Below are 22260 nucleotides of genomic sequence, written 5' to 3'. Positions count from 1 at the left end.
ACGCGAAAAATTCAACATTTAATAACGATGAATTCTCATCAAGTTGAAAGTACAATGTAAGAAACCGAAAATTCAAACATGTTCACAAAATGACATATCTATCTCAAAAGGTTGACATGTCCATGGTAGTAGTGCATCATGTTTTTTGTTTGACGAATGGATATCGACCAAACGTAAACACCCATTTCAGCAGGATGCCCGTTCATGGTTCCATCCCAAGGGTGACCGATGTCGTTGGTAACATAGATCTTATCCCCCCATCGATTGAAGATCTCCATTGAGAACGTGTTCCAGTCTACTCCTTCCCCATAAGGTTGGAAAAAGTCATTTACGCCATCTCCGTTCGGGGTGAAACTGTTGGGAATGTAAAATGTGAAAACGGGTGTCACCTTGACAGAACCTCTCGTGGTAGATTGACAGCCATTGACCGTGGTCACTGTAAGCTGTACAATGAATGATCCCGTGTCGGTGTACGTATATACCGGGTTCTGAACAATGGAAGAATCGCCTGTTCCAAAATTCCAGTTCCAGGTGTCAATGTTGCCAGAAGACTGGTCGGTGAATGTGATGGTTCCGTCCACCACCGAGACCACGTTCGGGTCGAGGTTGAAGTCGGCAACTGGCAACGGATAAACCTCAACGTAATCGGTCAGGGTCGTGTCAACCGAACAGCCATCCGCAGTTACAATGCTTAGAGAAATGTCATACAACCCCGGATTGGAGAATGTATGAGATGGTGATGATGAGCTGGACGTATTGCTGCTCGATTGCGGGTCACCAAAGTTCCAGTTCCAAGAAGTAGGTGTTGGAACCGTATTGTCCGCCAACTGAACGGAATGAACATGACATCCGGCATCTCCACCCGAAATATCGATCTGCGGAAGCGAGAAAATGGAAATAGTGCTTGATGCCGAGGAAGAGGGTGTGGTGCAGCCATCGGTAACTACAAAATCGTACGTTGTGGTTGCATTGGGTTGAACTGCCATCGGAAGACTGACAGGATTCGTCAGGTCGGGTTGCAGATAATAGCTGTAATTGCCATCTCCGCCAGATGCTGAAAGGTTGATTGTTGCCGTGCTTCCCGGACAGATGGATGTATCTGGGCTGGAAGAAGGTGTAACCACATTCAGCGTAAGCGCAGAAAGAACACTTACGGAAACCTGCTTAGATGCGGTACATCCGTTGGCATCTGTAACGGTTACCTCGTAGGTCGTGTTGGCTGTGGGCGAAACAGTTGGGTTTTGCTGGGTGGTATTCAAACTTGCATCAGTGGGCGTAGCGGTCCAGGAGTAAGAAACATAAGGTGTGGTTCCTCCTACAGCGCTCGCGGTAAGGTCCACAGATTGACCTATACAAACTTGCGTGACCGAAGCATCAGCTGTGGCTTCCAATTCGGTCGGTTCAGCAATAGTTACAGAGGCGTTTGCTGTACATCCGGTTGCATCCGAAACCAATACCTGATAGGTTCCAGCGCAGAGATTGGTGGCGGTGGCAGAAAGTTGCGGTGGAACCGTTCCCCAAGCATAGATTACCGGAGCTACCGCCCCGGCACTTTCTTGCACCGTTGCCGTTCCATCACATCCTTGGAAACAATTGGCATCCGTTGAGCCTGTAATGCTTGCGGTGAAACCGGAAGTTGTAGTGATGTCGACATCGGCAGTTGCCGAACATCCAATATCATCCGTAATGGTCACGGTGTAAGTTCCGGGCAGAAGTCCGGTTGCGGTGGCCGTTGTTTGCGTTGGTGTCGAGTTCCACGAATACGCGTAATCATTGGCCACGCTGCCACCTGTTGCCGAAGCGGTTGCTTCTCCATCTGCCTGTCCGCAGTTCGACTCTTGGTTCATCACCGCGCTTGGCGAAATGGCCGGAGAAATCGACACGGAAGTCTGATCGGTTGCCGAACATCCATTGTCATCTGCGACAGTCACCGTATAAGTTGTGTTTGCCGTTGGAGAAACGGTTGGGTTCTGTTGCGATGCACTCAAGGATGCGTCCGCAGGTGTTGCAGACCAACTGTAAGTGTAAGGTCCGGTTCCGCCTGCGCCAATGGCCGAAAGATCAGAAGTTCCACCACCGCATATAGTTGCTTGAGATGCTGCGGCTGTCGCGGTCAATTCGGTCGGTTCGTTAATAGTGACCGATGCTGTGGTCACACATCCTGCTGCGTCTGTCAGCGTCACATCATAGTTTCCTGCACAGAGGTTGGTGGCTGTCGCGGTGGTTTGTGCTGGCGTTGTATTCCATGAATACGTTACGGGTGCCACCGCATTGGCATCTTCCGCCACAGTAGCCGTTCCGTCACACGCCTGATAGCAGGTGGCATCGGTGGAGGCAGAAATGGAAGCCGTAAATCCTGCCGATGTCGTTACCGTGATGTCAGCAGAACCCGTGCAACCAGCATCATCCAGCGCAACAACCGTATAGGTTCCCGGAGCAAGCCCCGTTGCGGTTGCGGTTGTTTGGGCGGGAGTTGTGTTCCAGCCATACGCGTAATCAACAGCTACGGTTCCGCCAGAGGCGATTGCTGTTGCCACGCCTGTAGCCTGTCCGCAAGCAGCCTGCTGATCCAAGGTCACGTTTACCGTCAGCGAAGCAGCAATGTCAATGGTAATCTGGTCCGTGGCCGTACATCCGTTTCCGTCTGTTGCTGTTACGGTGTAAACCGTACTTGCGGTCGGAGAGACCGTTGGGTTCTGTGCAGAGGCATTCAACGAAGGATCGGCAGGCGATGCCGACCAACTGTATGTCACGTTGGTTTGATTTCCTCCGGTGGTTGCTGCGCTCAGGTCGGTAGAACCTCCGGTGCAGACCGTTGGACTGGATGCCGAAACGGTGACTTCAAACGCTGTCGGTTCCGCGATGGTAACCGATGTGGTGGCCACGCAGCCAACGTTGTCGGTCACGGTTACATCAATTGTTCCTGCGCAAAGACCCGTGGCTGTTGCCGTTGATTGGGCTGGAGTTGTATTCCAAGCGTAGGTGAGCGGTGCGATGGCATTCGCATCTGCAACAACGGTAGCCGCTCCATCGCATCCCTGATAGCAGTTTGCATCTGTCTGAGCCGAAATGGAAGCTGCAAATCCTCCAGAAGTGATGACATCCACCGAAGCTGTTTCTGTGCAACCGGCATCATCGGTCACGGTCACGGTATAGGTTCCGGGAGGAAGTCCCGTGGCGGACGCGGTCGTTTGTGCTGGTGAAGAATCCCAAGAATAACCGTAGTCGTTGGCCACCGTTCCGCCAGAGGCAGCAACCGAAACAATACCGTCAGATTGACCACAGTTCGATTGTTGGTCCATGGTCGCATTGAGTGTGATTCCAGGACTCACGTTCACCGAAACCTGATCGGTGGCCGTACATCCACCATCGGTTACGGTTACTTCATAGACCGTGTTTGCCGTTGGTGTAACGGTCGGGTTTTGCGTGGAGCCATTCAATGTAGCATCGGCAGGTGTTGCCGTCCAACTGAAAGTTGGTTGGTTTCCACCGCTAACAGTTGCCGTTAGGTCGGATGATTGCCCTCCGCAGAGCAATGTGCTGGAAGCTGCTGCAGTAACCGTCAAAGCTGCTGGTTCTGCAATCGTTACAGAGGCCATTGCCATGCAACCCGTGTTATCGGTCACGGTCACATCGTAGCTTCCTGCGCAAAGGTTGGTGGCCGTGGCCGTGGTCTGCGCTGGCGTTGTGTTCCACGAATAAGCGAGTGGCGACACGGCATTTCCTGTAATGGTCACGGTGGCATCACCATCGCAAAGCGAATAGCACGAAACATCATTGTAGGTGTCAATCGATGCTGTGAATCCTGCCGAAGAAGTGACCACAGCACTTGCTGTTTCTGAACAGCCGACATCATCGGTCACGGTCACGTTATACGTTCCCGGAAGCAGACCTGTTGCCGCTGCGGTATTCTGTGCTGGCGATGAATCCCATGAATAGGAATAATCGTTGGCAACTGTTCCGCCCAAAGCGGTCACCGAAACCGCACCGTCCGCCTGCCCGCAGTTGGATTGCTGATCCATCACGGCATTCAGAACAATGGCGGGCGAAACATTCACGGTCACTTGTTCTGTTGCCGTACACCCGTTTCCATCTGTTGCAGTTACGGTATAGGTGGTTGTTGCCGTTGGCGAGACCGTTGGGTTCTGTTGCGATGCGGTCAATGAAGCATCTGCCGGACTGGCTGCCCACGAATAAGCGATCGGAGCGGCTCCGCCAGATGCGGAAGATGTCAGGTCGGAAGATTCACCTTCGCAAAGCTGCGTGAGTGAAGCTGCTGCCGTAATGGTCAGTTCAGCAGGTTCGCTGATGGTGACCGATGCGGTAGCGGAACAACCCGTGTTATCGGTCACGGTCACGTCATAGCTTCCTGCGCATAGGTTGGTGGCCGTGGCTGTTGTCTGTGCCGGAGTTGTGTTCCACGAATAAGCGAGAGGCGACACGGCATTTCCTGTAATGGTCACCGTGGCATCGCCATCGCAAAGCGAATAGCACGAAACATCATTGTAGGTGTCAACCGAAGCGGTGAATCCGGCCGAAGAAGTGACCACCGCACTTGCCGTTTCCGAACAGCCGACATCATCGGTCACGGTCACATTGTACGTTCCAGGAAGTAGACCCGTAGCCGCAGCCGTGTTCTGCGCGGGCGAAGAATCCCATGAATAGGAATAATCGTTGGCAACTGTTCCGCCCGAAGCGGTCACTGAAACCGCACCGTCCGCCTGCCCGCAGTTCGACTGCTGATCCATCACGGCATTGAGGGTAATTGCGGGACTTACATCTACGGTCACTTGTTCGGTTGCCGTACACCCGTTTCCATCTGTTGCAGTTACGGTATAGGTGGTTGTTGCCGTTGGCGAAACTGTTGGGTTCTGTTGCGATGCGGTCAACGAAGCATCTGCTGGACTGGCTGCCCACGAATAAGCGATCGGAGCGGCTCCGCCAGATGCGGAAGAGGTCAGGTCGGAAGATTCACCTTCGCAGAGCTGCGTGAGTGAAGCGGCTGCCGTAATGGTCAGTTCAGCAGGTTCGGTGATGGTGACCGATGCGGTTGCGGAACAACCCGTGTTGTCGGTCACGGTCACGTCATAGCTTCCTGCGCAAAGGTTGGTAGCCGTGGCCGTTGTCTGGGCAGGCGTTGTGTTCCACGAATAAGCGAGAGGCGACACGGAATTTCCTGTAATGGTCACCGTGGCATCGCCATCGCAAAGCGAATAGCACGAAACATCATTGTACGTGTCAACCGAAGCAGTAAATCCGGCAGATGAGGTGACCACAGCACTTGCTGTTTCTGAACAGCCGACATCATCGGTCACGGTCACATTGTACGTTCCCGGGAGCAGACCTGTTGCCGCAGCGGTATTCTGCGTGGGCGAAGAATCCCACGAATAAGAATAATCCGTTGCAACCGTTCCGCCCGAAGCGGTCACCGAAACCGCGCCATCGGCCTGCCCGCAGTTGGATTGCTGATCCATCACGGCATTCAGAACAATGGCGGGTGAAACATTCACGGTCACTTGTTCGGTTGCCGTACATCCACCAGCGTCTGTTGCAGTAACTGTGTAAGTGGTGGTTGCCGTTGGCGAGACCGTTGGGTTCTGTTGCGATGCGGTCAACGAAGCATCAGCAGGGCTTGCAGCCCAAGAGTACGTTATAGGTGCGGCTCCGCCAGAAGCGGAAGAGGTCAGGTCGGAAGATTCACCTTCGCAAAGCTGCGTAAGAGAAGCGGCTGCCGTAATGGTCAGTTCAGCAGGTTCGGTGATGGTGACCGATGCGGTTGCAGAACAACCCGTGTTGTCGGTCACGGTCACGTCATAGCTTCCAGCACACAGGTTGGTGGCCGTGGCCGTTGTCTGGGCTGGCGTTGTGTTCCACGAATAGGAGAGCGGAGCCACGGAATTTCCTGTAATGGTCACCGTGGCATCGCCATCGCAAAGCGAATAGCACGAGACATCATTGTACGTGTCAACCGAAGCAGTAAATCCGGCAGATGTGGTGACTGTCACACTTGTGGTGGCCGAACAGCCGACATCATCGGTTACCGTTACGTTGTAAGTCCCGGCAACAAGCCCTGTAACCGTATCAGTTGTTTCGGCTGGTGTGGTATCCCACAAATAGGTGTAAGTGCTGTCCACGAATCCGCCCGTCACATTCACCGTGATGATTCCATCCGGCTGTCCGCAGTTCGATTGCTGGATCAATTCAGGTGTCAGAATGATCTCAGTTCCTCTATCCACAGAGGTTTGTGCGGTGGTTGTGCAACCATTGGCATCCGTTACCGTGGCCGTGTATGTGGTGTAACCCGTTGGGGAAACCGTTGGGCTTTGCGAATTCGGGCTGGTAAGTGTCGGGTCGGATGGACTGGCGCTCCACGAATAGGAAGCATAAGGCGTGGCTCCACCAGAGGCCGTCACGTTCAGCGTAGCCGATTCTCCAAAACAGATGGGCGAGCCTGAATTACTTGCTGCTGCGGTAAAACTCGGTGGTGCTCCAACTGTTCCGGAAGCAATGGTCGAGCATCCCACGTTGTCGGTCACGGTCACATCGTAATTGCCAGCACAAAGGTTTGTTGCTGTTGCTCCTGTTTGTGCAGGAGTTGTGTTCCACGAATAGGTCAATGCGCCAATGCTTCCCGCGCCAGCGGTCACGGTTGCGGTGCCATCGCACGATTGTGCACACGAAACATCGGTGGTAGAACTGACGGAGGCTGTAAAACCGGTTGTTGGAGTAACCGTCACACTTGAAGAGGCCGTACAGCCAAGATCATCCGTTACAGTAACCGCGTAGTTTCCCGGCCCGAGACCGGAAGCTGTTGCTGCTGTCTGCGCTGGCGATGTGCTCCATGTATAGGAATAACCATTGGCAACCGTTCCGCCAGAGGCGCTGACTGATATGATCCCATCTGGTTGTCCGCAGTGAGATTGCTGGTCAACGGTCGTATTAAGAACGATTGGAGGCGAAACCGTTACAACCTCCGTGTCAGTTCCTCCACAGGCGCCAGGAAGCGTGTAGGTGATGGTCCAGTTCCCGGGTCCTGCCACGGCCGGACTGAAACTTCCAGTACTTGGGTTGGTGATTCCTGTTCCGCTCCATGTGCCTCCTGCTGTGGCAGCGGTCATCGTAATGTTCAGACCATCTGAACACATCGGTGGAACAGGAGTGATGGTCGGATTCCCCACAGGTTCGATGGTGATGGTTTCCGTGTCGATGTCGCCACACGAGCCGGTAATATTGTAGGTCACGGTCCAAGTTCCCGGACTCACGGCACCTGGGAAGAAAGTTCCTGCACTTGGATTGATGATTCCCGTTCCTGACCAAGAACCACCGGGAGAAGCGGCCGTCAGATTCATGATCGGGCTGTTCGTACAAAGTGTTGGAATTGGGTCGATCGTTGCATCTGCGCCCTGATTCACGGTTATCACACGCACATCCGAATCACCACAACCTCCGGGAATGTCATAGTGGATGATGTGGTTTCCAGGTCCGGCAACGCTTGGATCGAATGTTCCGGCCAGTCCATCGGTAATTCCAGGACCGCTCCACGTGCCACCGGCATTGGCCGCGGTCAGCGTTATGGGCGAACCAGTAGTACATTGAATAGGAACAGCGTTGATAGTTGCGTCATAACCGTTACTTACAGAGATCTGCGTGGATTGGCTCTGACCACAGGCTCCGGGTATCGTGTAGAGGATGGTCCATGTTCCAACTCCTGCGGTACCCGGATCGAAAGCACCCGTGTTCGCATTGGTTATTCCGGCTCCGACCCAGGTTCCGCCAGGATCGGCTGCTGACAGCACAACTGGCGCATCATTCAAGCAGAAGGGGCCGGCAGGGGTGATGCTTGCATCTGCTCCGGGCGTTACGGTCAGGGTCGCGTCATCCGTATCGCCACATGGGGCGGGAATGGTGTATGTCACGGTCCAAGTTCCAGGGCCGGCTACACTTGGATCCCAAAGACCTGTGGCAGCATCCACAATTCCCGGTCCGCTCCAAGTTCCTCCCGGAGACAAGGCCGTTAAGTTGAAGGGTGTCACGTTTTCGCAATAGGAACCCGCTGTGGTTATGGTGGCATCTGCTCCTGCCGTAACGGTGATGGATTCGCTGTCGGTTGCTCCACACGATCCATTTATCTGATATTGGATGTTCCAGGTCCCTACTCCCGCAATCGATGGTTGAAATGTGCCGGTAGTGCTGTTAATGATGCCATTTCCGCTCCAAGAGCCCCCAGGAGTGGCAGCAGATAGATTGACAGGAGCATCTGAAACACAGAAAGGACCTGCCGGAATGATGGATGCATCAGCCTGCGCATTGACCGTAATTGTTGTGGTGGACGAACTTCCGCATTGGCCGGGAAGCGAATACGTGATGGTCCATGTTCCGGGGCCGGCTGCCGAGGGCGAAAATGTCCCTGCCGAGGCGTTGGTGATGCCATTTCCACTCCAAGTTCCGCCCGAAACGGAAGCATAAAGGGTCTGGTTGCCCTGTGTTTCACAGAATGGACCTGCCGGGCTGATGCTGGGAACAGTGATGGGCGGGCCGCTTGGTACCACGGTCGATGAAGTGGCAACACAGCCGGTTGCGTCTGTAACCGTTACCGAGTAGGATCCGGTACACAACGAGGAGGCAGTTGTTCCGGTCTGGTTTCCTGTAGCCGCATTCCATTGGTAGGTATATGGTGCAACGCTTCCTGCTCCTGCCGAGGCAGTGGCACTACCATCGCACGCCCCCTGACAACTCGTTGCGGTCGGATTGATCGTTGGCGGTTCGCAACAGCTTTGCGTACAGTTGTAGTAACAGGTTATGTTGGGAATTCTTGGCGTGTAGCTCGTATTGAATGGGTAGTCCTTGCCCGTTCCTTCTCTGATCTGAATGTTTGCATCTGAGGCTGCAATGTTGCCTACGCCCGTACCGTTGGTGTAACTCACACTGGCACTTGTACTTGTGCTGGTAATATAAAAAGCATGTCTTTCACCGGGACACATGTGCACGCTGAAGTTGATGGGAACTGCTGTTGGGGAGTTTCTCGGGTTTCCGGGTACGTTTCCTGCCGTTCCTAAAAGGGTCCATGCGCCTCCATTGGTCTCAAACCCAACGTGCGTGCCCACCTTGTGGTAGATCTCGTAGTTGTGGGTGTTCCCGTAGGCATCAATGTCAAAATGGGTAATGTTTACGCTATTGATGGCGGTAATGTCGAACATGATCCCATCCTGACCGTTGTTTCCGGCATAGATGGTCGTCAGCGGTCCGCATTGCGAAAACGCTTCCTTACCACGTGCCATCAACATGGCGAGCAGCATCAAGATAAGATGGAAACGTTTCGGAGAAAACATATTATGGCTCAGACGCAGAAGTGAGGTTGAGGTGGTGTGGAAAAGTGCATAAAAATAAGGTGATCTGAGGACTCCTCATTGCATTGTCGCCAACACTCTAAGACATGGAATGGACTTCTGCAATTCACTACACTAACGCATTACCGTGACACGTCCACGGAAAGTATGCATCTCGCCTTTCAGATCGTAAATGGTGATGGACCATACATACACGTCATTAGGCACCTGCTTGTTCTTGAACCAGCCGTTCCAAGGGTTGTCAATGTCGTTGGTGTAAAAGATCTCTTCCCCCCATCTGTCGAAAATGGACATTTGATAAGTGTTCCAGTCTACGCCTTCACCATAGCCACGGAAGTAGTCGTTCTTGCCATCGCTATTTGGCGAAAAAGCATTGGGAACATAAAATGTGTAGTACGGTTCAATGATAACTCTTCGGGAAGTATTGTCTTCACAGCCATGATCGGTGACAACCAGAAGTGTGACCGTGTAGGTTCCTGTGTCTTCGTACGTGTAAACAGGATTTTGAGCCATGGAAGTATCGCCCGTACCGAAACTCCAGTTCCATGTGGCGATATTTCCGTTTGATTGATCCGTAAAAGTGACCTCTGCGTTCATCACATCCGTTGTCTCCGGGTTGAGGTCAAAGTCTGCCTGTGGCAACGGGTACACCTCCACGTAATCGGTCTTCGTTGAATCGTTCACGCAGCCATCTGTAGATTCAACAGAGAGCGAAATGCTGTAAAGCCCCGGGCCTGAGAACTTATGGATGGGGTCTTGAACTGCACTTGTGTTGGAGTTTGAGTTCGGGTCTCCAAAATTCCAATTCCATGCTACCGGGGTAGGCGTTGTCTGATCGGTGAAATTGGTCGTCAGTTCATCACAGCCGTTGGGCGGTTCAGCGGTGAAATCCACTTGAGGCAATTGAAAAACCGTGATGGTACTTGAAGCTGAAGCAGGCGGTGTGGTGCATCCGTCATTCACAACAAAATCGTATGTGGTGGTGGTTCCCGGTTCAACCTGCATTGGCAAACTCAAAGGTGTTGTCAGGTCGGGTTGCAGATAGTAGCTGTAATTCTCGTCACCGCCTGTTGCAGAAAGGTCGATCACAGCAAAATCGTACGGACAGATTCCCGTATCTGGGCTGAACAAAGGCCGTTCAATAGTTAGGGTAAGCGGATCGAGGACTTCCACTGTAACGTCCACAGGTGTAGAAGTACAGCCGTTGGCATCGGCTCCGCTAAATGTATATGTGGTGGAAATGATCGGAGAGACTGTTGGGTTCTGCTGCGACCCGACCAGTGTTGGGTCGGTTGGCGAAGCTGTCCAAGAGAATTGCCCATAAGGAGCCGTACCACCGATCAGCACAGATGTAAGATCGCTTGACTCACCGATGCAAATTGGGCTGGCGCTTGCATTGACCGTGGCGGTCAACTTTACAGGTTGGCCGATGGTGACCGAGGTTGTGGCCATGCAACCGAGTGCATCAGTTATGGTCACATCGTAATTTCCTGCACAAAGCGAAGTAGCGGTTGCAGAGGCTTGTACAGGAACTGTGTTCCAAGCATAAGTGAGCGGTGGTGTATTGCCTGCATTGGCCTGTACGGTAGCTTCGCCATCGCAGTTCGAAAAGCAAATTGCGTCTGTAAATGATGAGATACTGGCCGTGAATCCCGGTGTGGAGGTTACATCCACGTCTGTAGATGCTGTACAGCCGTTGTCATCAGTAACCGTGACCGTGTATGTTGCAGGCGTCAGCCCCGTGGCTGTTGCAGAGGTTTGAACTGGAGTTGAGTTCCATGAATAGCTATAATCTACAGCGACAGTTCCTCCTGTTGCAGATGCTGTTGCCTGCCCATCTGGGTTGCCACAATTGGATTGTGCGTCCATGACCGCACTTGGTATTATGGCCGTTGGCTCCCCAATTATAACCTGATCGGTGGCCAGGCAGCCGTTCGCGTCAGCAACACCCACATTGTAAGTTCCTGCACAAAGGTTGGTTGCCTGTGCTGTTTGCTGATTGGCGGGATCGTCCCAAACAAAAAGGTAAGGCGCTGTTCCTCCCTGTGTTGTGGCGGTAGCAGTTCCATCACACGATCCATTGCACAATACATCGGTTGAGTTTGAAATACTTACTGCGAGGTCTCCGGGATCGATACCGACAACAACCGAATTGGATGATTGGCATCCTCCTGCATCCGTAATAGTGACATTGTATGTGCCAGCCGCCAGTCCAACAGCCGTTTGTGTGGTCTGTGCGGCAGCATCATCCCATTGATATGCGAATGGAGCAGTTCCGTCTATTGGAGTAGCCGTTGCGGTTCCGTTATCGCTGGTGCAAATGGCATCTGTTGCTGTAACGTCAGGAGGAGAAAGCGAACCAAGGGTCAGATTCACGGTAACCGTTTCTGTGTGGGTGCAGCCCGTGGCGTCCGTTACGGTTACATCATAATTGCCAGCGGCCAAGCCTGTAGCTGTTTGCGTACTCTGTGGAGGATTGGTACTCCAAGAATAGGTGTAGGGCGTTACGCCTCCGCTCGGAGTGACGGTAGCTGTACCGTCATCGCCCGCGCAAGAAGCATCTGTGGATGATGTGGTTGCTGAAACTTGCACTACGTTGATGATGGCATTGGCACTTGCTGAGCAGGTGCCGTCACTTCCCGTAACCGTATAAGTTGTGGTTGTGGTTGGCGTGGCATCAACGGTTGTCCCCGTTGTTGCCGAAAGCCCTGTGGCCGGAGACCAAGTGTAGCTCATTCCCGAGTTGGGACTGCTGGCCGTAAGTGTTGTGGGAGTTGCGCTACAAACATCGGTGTTGGCAGGAGACACACTTACTGAAACGGTGCTGTTCTGGGTCACCGTTACTTGGTCGGTTACCGTAACCGTAGCTCCATCGCAGTTGGTATATACAACTTCTGCATCGTAGGTGGTTGTGGCACTCGGACACACGTTTACGGTCAGGCCATTTCCAACAACAGTATTTCCATCGTACCAGGTGACAACATAGTTCGGTGTGCCGCTGGGCGTAAACCTCCAACCTTCGTTGCTGGCCGTCCATGCACCGGTATTCCTTCCAGGAGGTGTAACTCCCGTGCTACCGGTGGCATCCTGAATGCCGATGGTGGCGTTGCCATTGTTCCAACTGCTACAGAGTTCCTTTTGCTGAATGTAAACTTCTATTACGTTGGTCGTTTCGTAAATAACGATCTGCTGGGTCGTTTTCTTGCAAGATGAGAAGAAACTACAGTCACAGTCATAATGAGGAACGTCATGAAAACTGACAACAAACATTCTGCAAGGAGCCGAACCTTGAATGAAGTATGAAATATCGCCTCCCATGCTTGGGTCGATATCGTGATAGGCGCCCATGATGGAATTGTTGTAGAGTCCACCTGGTGGTGGGCCTGGTGTGGGGCAACTTGCCGTGTAGGACCAGGCACAGAACTGAGTGGCCAGGGATACATCAAATGTTATCAACCCGTTGGCACCAATGACCACCTGATTGTACTGGTTTCCATAAAAACAGAAATTGAACGGAAGGTTGATTACGTCTCCCCAAATGTCATCTGTGTTTATGAACTGAGCGGTTCCTCCGGTAAAAGGTGCGGGAGGAGCGTAGGGAACAGACGATACGGTATAGGTTTCGGTAGTGCCAGTTTCAAGCACGGTTGCCGTAAGGTCAACACAATTGACATTACAATCGACAGATTGATTGGGGCCGCAGACAATGTTCGGGCAACCCGGTTGGGCAAAGGCATCCGACCATGCGGTCAGAAAGATCAGAAGGCTAAAGAAACTTATTCGATAAAACTTCAGATCATACACCTCCTGCTAATTTGAATGGTCAACTTATTTATGTCGATACAGCGTTACCGTTCCTTTTATCACCTTGGGTTCAAACGTGTTGAACTTCTTCATAGTGAACACATAGACGTACATTCCCTGCGGAACATCTTTTGTGCTGCTCTGCATGGTTCCGTCCCATCGTTTCTCCGGGTTGTCGGTCTGCCAGATCAGCGTTCCCCAACGGTCGTAAATTTTCACGTTGTAGCTCTCTACTTCAAAATTCTGTCCCACTGGACCCCACGTGTCATTTTTGCCATCATCATCCGGTGTAAAGCCGCTTGGCACATAAAACGTGAAGAACGGTTCAACTTCAATGTAATTGAATGTAGTGTCGGCACAGCCGTACTGAGGTTCGTTATAGGCAATAAGCATCACCAGATAAACTCCTGATGTGTCATACGAATGTTCAGGGTCTTCTTCGTAAGAAATATTGCCATCGCCAAAATGCCATTCATAGGTGAGCGCAGCTGTACTTTGGTTGTCAAACAAGACGTTCGGGTCAACGAATTCCTCTGGTTTTGAACGGCTTAGGAAATCGGCCAACGGTGGCGGAATCAGCGGTACTTCTATGCTGCCGTCAATTTCGCAGTTGTTCGAGTCTGTAACGGTGACTGCGTATTCGCCTTGAGAGAGATTGGAAATCATGCTCCATGCTGTGTTCACAAGATCGATGGAATAGTTTGCAGAGTCACCGCCCAAGTTGCTCCAGTCATAAGCATAAGGCGGTGTGCCTCCTTGCAAGGCAGCGCGCACAGCACCATTCGTGTAAAGGCAGGTGTCAGCACCAGAGGTAAGATCCAAGATCAGCGGAAGAGGCTCAAGAATGCTCAATGTGGTGTCGTCAACACAATTGTGAGAATCGGTGACCGTAAGCGTGTAAGCTCCCGGAGCAAGGAAACCGATAGAGTCTTTAACCTGCTGAAGCGGATCATTCCATTGGAATGTGTACGGAGGAACGCTTCCGCTTGGGTATGCCCAGGCGGTTCCGTTGTCGTCACCGTTGCAGAGAATGTCCAAATGATCTGCATTTGCAACCAATTCCGTGGGTTCATCAATAGCGAAATTGAGTTCGGTAGTACAACCGACACCATCGGTTACGGTGGCGGTATAGTCGCCAGCGATCAGCCCAAAAAGGGTGTCGATTCCGTTTACGTTATTGACTGTTTGAAGCACATTCTGATTGGCATCCAATAGACCCAACGTTACCGGGAATGTACTCCCAACCGGGTCGATGCGTACAAACCCATCATCATAGCTATAGCAGCTTGCGTCAGTAGGTTGGGCCGAAATGTTCACGTTTCCGAGCGTAACCAGAATGGAATCTGAAACGGTGATGGCAGAGCAAGCGGATTTGTAAGTACAGTAATACCAGGTCGGTTGTGTCGGTGTTACTGTGATGCTGTTCTGGTTTCCCAAAACTGTTCCTGACTCATCTGTCCATTCGATCACTTCCTGCCCCACAGGAATCGGGTTGAAAGGAATGGTCTGGTCGATGGTGTAACTTCCAAATCCATCCGGAACAAATCTGACCGCATCATTGGTCACAGACCATTGTGTCGGGAAATTTCTTCCGGGCACAATAACTGCTTGGGTTCCGGTTGCATTCTCCAGACCGTGAATGGCAGCACCACCGTTCCAAGTGGTGCAAAGCGGTTTGTTGGTGATGTAGGTGTCTATATAATTTGTTCCCTGATGGAGCACCACTTGCATGGTGAAGTTCAAACTGGTGCAACTGAACATGGCAATATCCACATAGTCTATGACAAAGGTTCCATCTCCACAATCGGCAGCATTGGTTCCACCAGAACCTGCACCTGGATTAATGTCCTGCCAAGGGAACATGATGGCATTGTCGGGTACACCCGGAGTTGGGCTTGCACTACCAATGCTCCAAGGAGAATATGCATTTGCCTGCGTAAGATCGAACGTGATATAGCCATTGGACGATGCCACGCATTGTGTGTAAGTGTTCCCGAAGAATTGGAAGGGAAACCCAATGTTCAGTACCTGAGAGTGAATATCATCCGAAGGAACGTTTATGGACGTGAATGTTGGATTCGTGTTCACTCCTGTGGTTACCGCGGTAAGTGTTATCGGTTGACCGTTACAAACAGACGTATCCGGTGGTCCAACATCAACTGTTTGCGCCACCATTGTTTGGGCAGACAAAAGGCCGAGAACCCATGCCAAGATGGGAATCAGTCGTTTTATCGGGTTTAAAATGTGTGAGGTCATGGATTTTGGTTCTTGTGCGACTTCCAAAGATACAAAGTTGAACTTAGCGTGACAGGTGAATTGTACCATTGAAGTCTTTTTTACTAACTACATTTTCTTTTAGCAGTACGGTCCAGAAATAAACGCCTACATCTGCTTTCTGGCTGCCATTGTTCAGCGTTCCGTCCCATGGTTCGTTGGCGTTGCTTGTCTGATAAACGATGTGGCCTGTTTGGTTGCGAATGATCAGATTGAAAGCAATTCCCATTTCTGATAAAGCAACTGGAATAAAAGTCTCATTGTTGCCATCGCCATTGGGAGTGAATGCCTGTGGCGCCAGCAGGTCAAAATCCTCGTAGGTCGTGTACGATTCGTCAATCTTAGTAGAGCAACCGTACTGATTGGTAACGGTGAGCTCAACCTTGTGTTTTCCACCTTCTCTGAACAGATGGTCCGTTGCGTTTCCGACACTTTTCGAACCATCAGAGAAGCTCCAAACGGCAGTTTCGCCCGGTTGTGTTCCCGTGCCGAAAGAGTAGAGCGGAATGACCACGTAACCGTCCAGTTTTCGAGAAGCCGAGAACATTGGCGTTGGAGCGGGATTGACGGTAACCGTTACCGAATGATCTGCACTTTTGGAACCCTTAGAGCCGCTTAAGGTGACGGTGTAGTTTCCTGAAAGAACGTAGTTATGAACCGGGTTCAGTTCCGTGCTTGTTTCGCCATCACCGAAATCCCACACCATTTCAGCGTTCTTATCAGATGAACTGTTGATGAATGTGACATCCGATCCAGCACACACAACCACCGCGCTTGGTTTGAAATCCACCACAAAATTCTGCTGTTCGGTTTTGCTCGGAACAACTTTGATGGGTGATTCATCTTTCGTTGGTTCGGCAACAGGAGCTGGTTTTTCGTCTTTCTGTGCAGAAGTGTTCTGCACATCGACAGGTTTCTGGTCTTTCAGAACCGACTTATCCGAAGCCACAGCTTTCTCAGCAGCTTCTTTCGAAGGATGGGTTTCAGTTACGGCTTCAGTTCTGCGCTCTTCGTGTGTTCCAGACACACCAATGGCATCATCGCTCTCGATCACCTCATTCTGTTCGGGTGTTTCAACAACAACGGTTTCTGTAGTTGTTTCAGCCACATCTGTTTTCTCAGGTCGGTTCACATACCAAATAGTAGTGGCAATGGTGGCCACGGCTGCAAAAAGGGCTGCCAGCTTCCAGTTGAACTGGTTGCCACCGGGCGCGGCACCGCCACTTTGCGGAAGCTGCTTCTCCAGTTCCGCCCAAGCGTTGGCATCGTATGGCATCTCGAATTCCTCGAGTGCCTGCTTTATTTTATCGTCAAATGGGTTACTCATGTGTCTTTAAAGTCGGTCGGCAAATTGTTTTTTCAGGATCTTCTTCATGTTCATCCGCGCTTTGGCGAGGTTCGATTTGGAAGTTCCCACACTTATACCCAATTCATCGGCAATTTCCTGATGCGAGTAATTCTCCATTACATAGAGGTTGAAGACCATCTGATATGCTGGGGAAAGTTGCTGCATCGCTTCTATGACGTGTTTTGGTTGAATGGTTTCCTCTTCGGGGTCTAAAAATTCGTGTTCGTCCTTGTCATCGGCCAAATTCAGTACCTGATAATCATCATCCGGTACAAAATCCTGGTGCTTTTTCCTTCTGAATGAGTCGATCGCGTTGTTCGTGAAAATACGCCTCACCCAGCCTTCAAAAGAACCATCGTTCTTATACTTTTCGAGGTTTCCGAAGAGCTTGATGAATCCTTCCTGCACCAATTCTTTTCCTTGGTCAAGATCTCGGGTGTACCTCATGCATACTCCCAACATTTTCCCATAGAACATCTCGTAGATCTTCTGCTGGCATTTGCGGTCGTTTTTCAGACAACCGGCTATCAGATCTTGGAGCTCTTGGTCAGTTGGTTGCACGCAAACAGATAACGAGGGTGAATTTTACGGGTTGCCTATTGCAACACGAATTTGAACGCAAGGTAAACAGACTGCGAAATCAAAGTTAAGCCATGGCTGAAAAATGCGCGATTGTTAAAAGGATCAAAACTGACCTTTGTCTGCTTTTGGCCGTACCGCTTCTTTTCTACATTTGCGCCCTGTCCTGAGTGAGTCAAAGGGCGTTTCAGAAACGAAAATCCAAATAAAATCATACCATGAAAGTTACAGTAGTAGGAGCAGGAGCGGTAGGTGCAAGTTGCGCTGAGTACATCGCTATCAAAGATTTTGCTTCAGAGGTTGTTCTCGTAGACATTAAAGAAGATTATGCCGAGGGTAAGGCCATGGATCTGATGCAAACGGCAAGTCTGAACGGTTTCGATACCAAAATTGTTGGGAGCACCAACGATTACTCGAAGACAGCAGGCAGCGATGTGGCCGTTATTACCAGCGGAATTCCACGTAAACCAGGAATGACGCGCGAGGAGTTGATCGGCATCAACGCAGGAATTGTAAAAAGTGTTGCCACAAGCCTTATCAAATATTCTCCGAACGTGATCATCATTGTGGTGAGCAATCCAATGGACACCATGACCTACTTGGTACACAAGGCAACAGGTCTTCCAAAGAACAGGATCATTGGTATGGGCGGTGCATTGGACAGCGCACGTTTCAAGTACCGCTTGAGTGAGGCGTTGGGTTGTCCGGCCTCTGATGTTGACGGGATGGTGATCGGTGGACACAGCGATACAGGCATGCTTCCTTTGACACGTTTGGCTGTGAGAAACGGAGTTCCAGTTTCGGCTTTCCTCTCTGCCGAAAGACTTTCCGAGGTTGCTGAAGCTACCAAAGTTGGCGGGGCAACGCTTACAAGAATGTTGGGAACAAGCGCATGGTACGCTCCAGGTGCAGCTGTTTCTGCTTTGGTGCAGGCCATAGGATGCGACCAGAAGAAGATGTTCCCTTGTTCTGTGATGCTTGAGGGCGAGTACGGATTGAGCGACATCTGCATTGGTGCGCCAGCCATTTTGGGCAAGAACGGCATTGAAAAGATCGTTGAGATCGATCTTGATGAAGCTGAAAAAGCGAAACTTGCAGAAAGTGCTGAGGGCGTTCGTAAGACCAACGGACTGTTGGAAGCGGCTACGGCCTGATTCAGCTTGAATTGATCTGATGGAAGCCCCGTTCGCCTCAGGCGGATGGGGCTTCTTGTTTTAGGTGAATTCCGTACTTAAATTTGAAGTGCGGTGATGACCGTCTCTTCTATGGCTTCATTTTCTGTTCCTATCCGATTCGTTGAGATTGAAAACTCGGGCGTTCACGTGGCTGTGAGCGGGTTCGTGAACGGGAATTTGGCAAACATTCTCGTTGATACGGGAGCGTCTCAGACCGTTTTCGATAAGAACCGAATTCATCTGTTTACGGATGAAACGGAATTTGAAAAGGCGGAGAAACTTTCCAAAGGTCTTGGAACAGACAGCATGGAAGGCTTCAAGTTCACTGTGAAACAGTTTATTCTCGGAGATCTTGTAGCGGATCAATTCGCCATCGTTTCATTGGATCTATCACATATCAATGCATCTTACGCAGAACTCGGTCTGGTGCCAATTGACATGGTGCTTGGCGGTGACTTCCTAAGGAAATACGAGGTCGTTATCGATTACGGAAAGTCAGAACTTATTTTGACCTACTGATCGAGAAAACGGTCTTTCCATTCAGGTTTCGGCAGCCAGCAAACGTCTTTTTTTCCGAACCAGCGGTATCGATATTTCGCAATGAGGTCGTAAATCGCATTTCTAATAAAACGGGGGACGATAAGAAAAACGGAACCGATCTTCCAGATTCCATCCATGTGTTTGGATAGCCTCAAAGCCGCATCACTCTTTACATGGGTTCTGCCGTTTTCAAGCAAAACCAGACTATCGAGATAGTTGCTTGGCAGATCGGAGTTGCGTAACGCTTCTTTGGCAAATTCCGATTGCAAGGAAGCAAAGCGGATGTTGGCCTTGCTGTTTCGCTTTAGCATGAATTGAACCGACCCGCTGCAAAGGTTGCAGACACCGTCAAACAGCAGGATCGGGCCGTTTTGGTCCATTAGCGCTGGATGATGAACCGCTTGGTCGAAACTTTCTTCTCAGACCGAACATCCAAAATGTACATGCCTTCTTCCAGCATGGAAAGATTAATGGTCTCGCGGATCAGGTTTTGGCTGTTCCCGTTCCAAACTTCCTTACCCAAAATGTTGAACACGCGCATTCGGATGGTTCCGCTCATGGCCGCATGCGGCTCGATGGTGAATGTTCCGTTGTTCGGGTTCGGGTAGAGATTCATGTCGAATCGTTCCACACGGTCGATCTCGTCAATGCCGCTAATGGTAACACCCACCGTGTCACCTTTATAATAGGCGAGGCCTCCAGCCAAATTTCCGATGACCAATTCTGGCAGGTCATCTCCGTTCAGATCGCCCAAGCATGGGGTCGAACGCTCGCCTTCGTAGACAGGAAATTCAGCCACCGTATTGAATGAAGGCTGAACGGTGAATGTGAAATTAGGTCGCTGTTGGTTGGAGCCTTGATACGCAATGCCACAGCCTGAGAAACCGCTCATACTTGAGTAGGCCGTGCAGTTATATGGAAGGGTGGAATATTGCACGTTCAGATTATCGGGAGTGCCGTTGTTTGTCTGAAACCAGCAGAACTCAACCACCAAGTTTGATTCACCATCCCAACTGATCGGGGTTTGATTGGTGTATTCAACCGTTCCTTGCTGAACCGTTCCCGAAGAGACGAAATAGGTTGTGGTGAACCCGTCAATGAAGCCGTTCAGTTCATCCAATTGGGTCATGCCCATTTTAATGTAGAACTGCGCGTGGGGTTGACTTGGGCCGTTTTCGGTAACCAGCGAAAGCTTTTTGATCACACCCTGCGCCAATCCTTGAGCTGTCAGTTCATCTGCACGGATCAAATATTGATTTCTACCGCTGGAAGACGAGAATCCAAAAGGCGTGGCCTGATCTCCCGTGGTAAAATCGGTTCCTTCACCAACGGTTCCGACCAGTTCTTCTGGACCCGAAATGACCTCGGTTATGCCATCGTAAAGATCGATCACACCACTTTCAGAACCGACCAGCATTTGAAGATTGCCGTCTCTTCTGAATAGAAACGGTGTGCTGTAACCGAACGAAAGTCCGTTGCGCTTCATATCAACACCGCCCCAATTATTGTCAACAAGCGTGAACGATGGAGAAGTAGCAGTCCCATCGTTATGGTAATAATTCAGGTTTCCGTTGCGCTCACCGATCACAAGGTCAAGCAATTGGTCGCCATCCACATCAAATAAGAAAGGTGTGGCGAACTGCCCGACAATATCAATGTTCTGAAAACCTGGATTGGTAAGGGAGAAGCTGCATGGATTTCCCTGTCCAGCTGAGTTCGTGAAGAGGTGAACAAGTCCGTCCGAATCGCCTACAAGCATGTCGTCATCGCCATCGCCATCAATGTCTCCGAAGGTCGGTGCCACGTTTCCGAGAGAAAGACTGGAAATGTTGTTCAGGTCGCGGGTTTGAAGTGTGAAGGCAGGGTCTGCGGCCGTTCCCGTATTACGGTAATAGGCGATCTGCGTAGAGTAGTTTCCTGTGCTGACGAAATAGCCACGGTTTCCGATCAGTAGGTCTTTCAGTCCGTCCTTGTCATAATCGAAGAAAACTGGATACGCCCCTGTTCCCAGTTCAATCATCTGATCTTGAAGGAAATTGTTCTTCACAAAAGAGAGGTCGTAGCCGCTGGAGGCGCTGTTCTGATAGAGGTAGCATCCTTGGTAGTCGTGGCCATTGTTCTCTTGGTTGGGAGTGGCCAGAAAATCCGTCTTTCCGTCATTGTTCACATCGGCAATAAAACCTGCTGGGAAGGTGTAAAGGTCCACCGCATCCGTATTGGTGAAATTGGCAGGCCATGTCAGATCCTGAGAACCGATGTGCGCGGTGGTTGCATCACCATCATTGATCAGAATGTTCATGGTATTGAAGCTCAGATTGCTGATCAACAGGTCATTGTCGCCATCGCCTTCCACATCCAAACCCATCAAGGTAAAACCAGAATGAACGCCACTTGCTGCCGCAGCATCGACCATTTCCTGAGAAGGTCCCGTAACGCCTTTGCAACTCACATTCAGGTTTACGGCTACTGTTGATGGATCTTCTTCAAAATCGCCCCAGCAGCCCGTTGTAAGCTGCATGACCAAGCTGTCGGGGATTCCATACAATTCCATGGATTGATTCTGATGGTATTCGGCCGAAGTACCAAAAAGACTGAACGTGATGATGTCCATGTCGCTGTCGCCATCCACATCCATGATGGCGGGAAGATCCGTGGGACTTACATAAATATTAATGAGGCCATTCCCGTAATCGGAAAGCAGCTTGGTGGTCATCAGGGTGAAAATGAGCGTGTCTGCATTGCCATCATTTCTGTAAACGGCCATTCCACCATTTGAATACGTGAAAATGTCGGTTTTCCCATCAGCGTTGAAATCCCGAAGGAAAACCCAATCGTGCATTCTGTCTCTGCCTGGCGTGTGCTGATCGACAAACATGTGGCGGTATTTGGGGGCAAGTTCCAACTGGCCCGACTCATTCATTCTCAATGCAATGATTTTATCTCCAGAACGGTCGAAAAGGAAAAGGTCGTTCCTTCCGTCCATATCAAAATCGATGTTGCTGAACTGCGCATGATTGATCCCTCCGCCCCACGGCAATGAAATGACACCATTCTCTTCGGTCACCTGAACCGAATCGTAACGCTGGAAATAGAGTTGAGCAAATGTGTGAAGCGAGGTGAATGTGAGCAGGGTGAACAGGAAGAGTGATCTCATCGAAGAATTATTGGATGTCTTTCAGACAAATGTAAGGGC

The 22260-nt window shown here is 50.9% G+C and carries 9 protein-coding genes; 2 read left to right on the top strand and 7 right to left on the bottom strand.

All coding sequences use genetic code 11. The features are described from left to right. Positions 1 to 98: 98 nt before the first annotated feature. The 5 genes from GC178_11365 to GC178_11345 form a co-directional block, all read right to left on the bottom strand. Positions 99 to 9329: a T9SS type B sorting domain-containing protein gene (locus GC178_11365; GenBank protein MBI1288161.1), complete on the bottom strand. Its 9231-nt coding sequence runs from the start codon at positions 9327 to 9329 to the stop codon at positions 99 to 101. Positions 9330 to 9461: 132 nt separating this feature from the next. Then, the gene (locus tag GC178_11360) at positions 9462 to 13151 is read right to left on the bottom strand and encodes a T9SS type B sorting domain-containing protein (GenBank protein MBI1288160.1); all 3690 of its coding nucleotides are present in this window, start codon (positions 13149 to 13151) and stop codon (positions 9462 to 9464) included. 24 nt (positions 13152 to 13175) lie between these two features. Beyond that, positions 13176 to 15476, bottom strand: a complete 2301-nt coding sequence (locus GC178_11355; protein ID MBI1288159.1) for a T9SS type B sorting domain-containing protein — start codon at positions 15474 to 15476, stop codon at positions 13176 to 13178. Further along, positions 15451 to 16752, bottom strand: a complete 1302-nt coding sequence (locus GC178_11350; GenBank protein ID MBI1288158.1) for a PKD domain-containing protein — start codon at positions 16750 to 16752, stop codon at positions 15451 to 15453. The genes GC178_11355 and GC178_11350 overlap by 26 nt, the downstream gene beginning before the upstream one ends. Before the next feature lie 6 nt (positions 16753 to 16758). Further along, the gene (locus GC178_11345; GenBank protein MBI1288157.1) at positions 16759 to 17334 is read right to left on the bottom strand and encodes a sigma-70 family RNA polymerase sigma factor; all 576 of its coding nucleotides are present in this window, start codon (positions 17332 to 17334) and stop codon (positions 16759 to 16761) included. Positions 17335 to 17570: 236 nt separating this feature from the next. Between GC178_11345 and mdh the strand changes: the two genes are divergently transcribed. Together mdh and GC178_11335 are read left to right on the top strand one after the other, a co-directional pair. Beyond that, positions 17571 to 18506 carry a malate dehydrogenase gene (gene mdh / locus GC178_11340; GenBank protein ID MBI1288156.1) on the top strand — a complete coding sequence of 312 codons (936 nt, stop codon included), beginning with the start codon at positions 17571 to 17573 and terminating at the stop codon, positions 18504 to 18506. A 96-nt stretch (positions 18507 to 18602) separates the two neighbouring features. Then, positions 18603 to 19046, top strand: a complete 444-nt coding sequence (locus GC178_11335) for a hypothetical protein (GenBank protein MBI1288155.1) — start codon at positions 18603 to 18605, stop codon at positions 19044 to 19046. Here GC178_11335 and GC178_11330 read toward each other — a convergent pair. Further along, positions 19040 to 19447, bottom strand: a complete 408-nt coding sequence (locus GC178_11330; protein ID MBI1288154.1) for a DUF393 domain-containing protein — start codon at positions 19445 to 19447, stop codon at positions 19040 to 19042. The genes GC178_11335 and GC178_11330 overlap by 7 nt on opposite strands. Continuing rightward, the gene (locus GC178_11325) at positions 19447 to 22221 is read right to left on the bottom strand and encodes a T9SS type A sorting domain-containing protein (GenBank protein MBI1288153.1); all 2775 of its coding nucleotides are present in this window, start codon (positions 22219 to 22221) and stop codon (positions 19447 to 19449) included. The genes GC178_11330 and GC178_11325 overlap by 1 nt, the downstream gene beginning before the upstream one ends. Between the last annotated feature and the right edge of the window lie 39 nt (positions 22222 to 22260).

The sequence above is a fragment of the Flavobacteriales bacterium genome, from assembly GCA_016124845.1.
Lineage (GTDB): Bacteria > Bacteroidota > Bacteroidia > UBA10329 > UBA10329 > UBA10329.
This window is presented reverse-complemented; position numbering and strand designations above follow the sequence as displayed.